The organism is Amycolatopsis sp. SID8362, assembly GCF_010550475.1.
GTDB lineage: Bacteria > Actinomycetota > Actinomycetes > Mycobacteriales > Pseudonocardiaceae > Amycolatopsis > Amycolatopsis eburnea.
This window is the reverse complement of record NZ_JAAGNB010001300.1, coordinates 1-875: the sequence shown is the minus strand read 5'-3', so window position 1 is coordinate 875 and position 875 is coordinate 1. Positions and strand designations below refer to the sequence as shown.

The 875-nt window shown below is 74.6% G+C and carries 1 protein-coding gene and 1 pseudogene; both read left to right on the top strand.

The genetic code is table 11. The features are described from left to right. Positions 1-39: 39 nt before the first annotated feature. Positions 40-609: a ferric reductase-like transmembrane domain-containing protein gene (locus G3I65_RS39980; RefSeq protein WP_160700686.1), complete on the top strand. Its 570-nt coding sequence runs from the start codon at positions 40-42 to the stop codon at positions 607-609. Then, a pseudogene (locus tag G3I65_RS39975) lies at positions 606-875 on the top strand (proton-conducting membrane transporter); the annotation flags it as partial. The gene G3I65_RS39980 and the pseudogene G3I65_RS39975, both read left to right, overlap by 4 nt.

Below are 875 nucleotides of genomic sequence, written 5' to 3'. Positions count from 1 at the left end.
GGTCGGCGGCGACGTCGTCACCACCGCGGGGTGGCCGTCGTGAGCGCCGCCGTCTGGTACTTCAGCCGCGCGACCGGGCTCGTCTCGCTCGTGCTGTTCACCGGCGTCGTCGTGCTCGGCGCGCTCGGGGCCGGCCGGTTCGCGACACCGTCGTGGCCGCGGTTCGCCGTCGCCGCGGTGCACCGGAACCTCGCGCTGACCAGCCTCGGCTTCCTCGCCGCGCACATCGCGACGGCGGTCCTCGACGGTTACGTCTCGCTGGGCTGGCTCGACGTCGTGCTCCCGTTCGGCGCCGGCTACCAGCCGTTCTGGGTGGGGCTCGGCGCCGTCGCGATCGACCTGCTGCTCGCGATCGTCGTCACCAGCCTGGTGCGGACCCGCTTGCCCGCGCGGGTGTGGCGCGCCGTGCACTGGCTGGCCTACCTGTGCTGGCCGGTCGCGCTGGTGCACGGCATCGGCATGGCCGAAGACGACAGCGCGCACGGCTGGATCATCGCGCTCGACGTGCTGTGCGCCGTGGCCGTGCTCGGTGCCGTCGCCTACCGCGCCGGCGTGAAGCACGCCGACACCGAAACCCGCAAGCTCTCGCCGCTGGGAGGCACCCGATGAGCATCCTGCCCCCGCACCGGCTCGACCTGGCCGGTCACCGGCGCCAGAACGGCGTTGTGCCTTGGGTCGCCTACCACGGTGACGACGGCCGCGACCGGCTGGTGGACGCCGTCGAGGCGGCCGGACTGCGCGGCCGGGGCGGCGGTGGCTTCCCGACGGCGGTGAAGCTGCGCGCGGCCCGGTCGCGGCGCTCGATCGTCGTCGCGAACGGCTGCGAAGGCGACCCGCTCAGCCGGAAGGACGCGGCGCTGCTGGCGCTGGCACCG